Annotated in this window: 2 protein-coding genes; both read right to left on the bottom strand. The window is 58.9% G+C overall.

The genetic code is table 11. The annotated features are described in order from the left end of the window. Positions 1-72 precede the first annotated feature (72 nt). Positions 73-1,092, bottom strand: coding sequence for an ABC transporter permease (locus ACXJ7R_RS28415; protein ID WP_457154726.1), 1,020 nt, complete (start codon positions 1,090-1,092; stop codon positions 73-75). A 39-nt stretch (positions 1,093-1,131) separates the two neighbouring features. Next, positions 1,132-2,751, bottom strand: a complete 1,620-nt coding sequence (locus tag ACXJ7R_RS28410) for an ABC transporter substrate-binding protein (protein ID WP_457154725.1) — start codon at positions 2,749-2,751, stop codon at positions 1,132-1,134. Positions 2,752-3,194: the final 443 nt, after the last annotated feature.

The following is a 3,194-nucleotide window of genomic DNA, read 5'->3' as shown; positions in this document are numbered from 1 at the left end:
CCACGGACCAAAGGTCGCGGCGGCGGCGGCGCTGCCGGAACGGGGCGAAAACGATATTGACCATCTCGCCGCCTATTGGAGTTTGATTCTTGGATCGACCAGCACGTAGGTAAGGTCGGTCAAGAGATTGGTCAGCAGGAACGCGGCGCCACCAAGCATCGTTACGCCCATGATCGCCGGATAATCCAGGGCTCGCGCCGAATCCACGGCGTATGAGCCTATGCCGGGCCATGAGAAAATGGTCTCGGTCAGAACAGCGCCGGTGATCAGGAAAGCGAAGGAATAGCCGATCACGGTGATCGCCGGGATGAGTGCATTGCGCAGCGCATGATGGAAGAGGACGCGCCTGCTGCTCGCGCCCTTCGCCTTGGCCATCATGATGTAGTCCTGGCCGAGCACATCGAGCATGCTCGCCCTCACCAGCCGCGAGATAATGCCGGTGATCGACCAGCCGAGGACAGCGGCCGGAAGGATCAGATGCGACAAGGCCTCGAAGAAGCTGGACATGTTGCCGTGCAGCACCGCGTCGACGGTATAGAATCCCGTAATTGGATCGAGAGGCGTGGAACGTGAATCGAGCCTGCCTGGTCCCGGCAGGATGCCAAGCTGCACGGAGAAGATCGACAGCACCGCCAGACCCGACCAGAAAACGGGAAGCGAGGAGCCGAGCAGCGCGAACAACCTGACCAGGTGATCGWCGATCGTGTCGCGCATTCTGGCCGCCAGCACGCCCAGTAGAATGCCTGACACCGACCCGACAAGCAGGGCAGCGATGACGAGTTCAAGCGTGGCCGGCAGACGCGCCAGGAGATCCTGCGAAACCGGCCGCTTGGTGCGAAAGGAGATGCCGAGATCGCCGGTGACGACGTTCTTGACATAGAGGACGTATTGCTCGACCGGGCTCTTATCGAGCCCCCACCTTGCCTTGGCGGCCGCCACCGCCTCCGGATTGCTGAGCTGGCGCYCCGGCAGGATCGACGACAATGGATCGGCCTGTGTGCCGTGCGACAGGATGAAGGCAACGGTCAGAACACCAAGCAGTAGTGGCGGCAGCCCAATCAAGCGACGAAAGACGTATCGGTAGGCTTGCATGGATTCGAACTCTCGATCAGGCCACTCCGCGGCTCGGCGCTATTTCTTGATGCTGAGGTCCTGCAACGGCAGCACTGACGTAACGCTGTACTTCATGCCTTGCACCTTGCTGCTGTAGGCAAGTACCGTGTCCGGCCCGACCAACGGGACGATGACGCGATCCTTGATCATCTCCAGGGCGATCTCGTTGTAAAGCTTATCCCGCGCCTCGGTGGGCGATGCGACGGCTTTGTCCAACAGCTCCTTCTCCTTCATGTTGGTGACGCCCTGCACCCGATCCGCTCCCGAACGCTTCAGCCAGCGCGTGCCTGGGATCATTCCGAATGTTTTCACATACTGGTCGGTGCCGTAATAGTCGGGCGCATAGAAGGATGCCGTCAGCGATGTCCCGTCGCCTTTGACGGTGTCCAACCAGACGGGGAAGGTAACCGGCTTCAGTTGGAGCCGGATGTTGACCTTGGCCAGGTCCTGCTGGACGAGCTGCATCAAGGTCGACATGTCGACGCCATAGTAATTCTCGTTCGGAAACACGGACTCGATGTCAAACCCGTCCGCCAGTCCCGCTTCCTTGAGAAGGGCTTTTGCCTTCTCCACGTCATGGACGGGCACCGGCAGACCGTCGGTTCCGGGGAACCCGTTTGGGATCGCCACCGGCACCATCTTGCCGGCACCGCCGATGGTGAAGTCGATAATGCCCTGGTAGTCGAGCGCGTAGGCGATTGCCTGGCGGACTTTTGCGTCCATCGGCACCTTGTTGGATTTCGCTCCCGGGCTGATCGCCATGTAGATGAAATTGTACGACGGAACAGTCTCCACGGTAACGCCAGGCGCGTTGATCGTCTTGGCGGTGTCGGGCGCGATCTGCATGGCGATGTCGACATCGCCACTCTGCAGCACCTGCGCCTGGGCAACCGAGTCCTTCGTCTGCTTGATGACAATCTCATCGATGGCAGCCGGCTTGTCCCAATAGGCCGCGTTGCGCTTGAACCGCAGTTCATCATTGGGGCTGTAGGATTCCAGGGCATAGGGGCCACTCCCGGCGGAATTGGCGAGGAACCAGGGCTCGGCGGAGTCGGTGGCGGCGTCATCCTTGCCAGCCTTGGCGCCATGCTCGATGGCAACATGGCTGTTCACGATGCCAGCATATGGCGCAATCACCTTTCCCAGAAATTCGGAGTCGGGCTGGGAGAGTTTGACGACGACCGTATGGGCATCCGGCGTCTCGATTGATTTCACCGTTTCGAACAGCCAGGCCATGCCGCCCTGCAAATTGGTCAGCCGCTCCCATGACCATTTCACATCCTTGGCTTCGACCGGCGATCCATCGGCAAAAACAGCCTTCGGATTGAGGTGGAAAGTGAACTCGGTGTTGTCGCCATTGACTTCCCACTTCTGCGCCAAGGCCGGATTGATGGTCTTGTTGTCGTCGCCGAGGCGCACGAGCGTCTCATAGACGGCATAGAGGAAGATATTGCAGGTGTCGCAGGAGGTCCGCGCCGGATCGAGCGAGTTGACCGCCAGGTTGCGCGCAATGATCAACGGCTTCTCCTGCGCCGACACGCCGCCAAGCGAGGAGGCCACCATCACAGCCATCGTGGTCGACAGAAGCATGGTCCGGATTGCACGCCCGGTTCTGGGCATATCAGCTGTTTTGATCATTGCTCATTCCCCTTGTTGTCCGCCTGATTCAATTCAGATGGCTTGATTTGATATATCATAAATGCCAATCAGGAACGGCTGTCAATCTCTTTTTTGGCCGACAAGACACACACCCGGCGACCCAGAGCGTTTCGCGATGAAACCCCTTCCTGTTAAGCGATTCCGGAGATTAATCGCTGATTTCTGGCTACGTACAAGACCGCTCGCCGCGGGTAGCTTTATCCAGAATCCCACCGAAAAACTCCCCTTTCCAAGAAATATGACCGCCCCAGCGGAGATCGACAGTCGACAAGCCCAGCAATTTTGCTATATCAAATTCCGAGATGACACCGGATGCCGACGTCCTGGAGTGCAAGGTGGAGATAGACGTGCCGACAACAACCAATATGTTCGAGACCTGCATCGATTTCGGGCTCGAGATTGGCGAGAGTCCGGTATGGGAT

This window comes from Mesorhizobium sp. P5_C1 (assembly GCF_054049815.1).
This window is presented reverse-complemented; position numbering and strand designations above follow the sequence as displayed.

Bases quoted from the DNA above. Each gene is read 5' to 3' on its own strand.
- ACXJ7R_RS28410 (WP_457154725.1), bottom strand. From the start codon at position 2,751: ATGATCAAAACAGCTGATATGCCCAGAACCGGGCGTGCAATCCGGACC.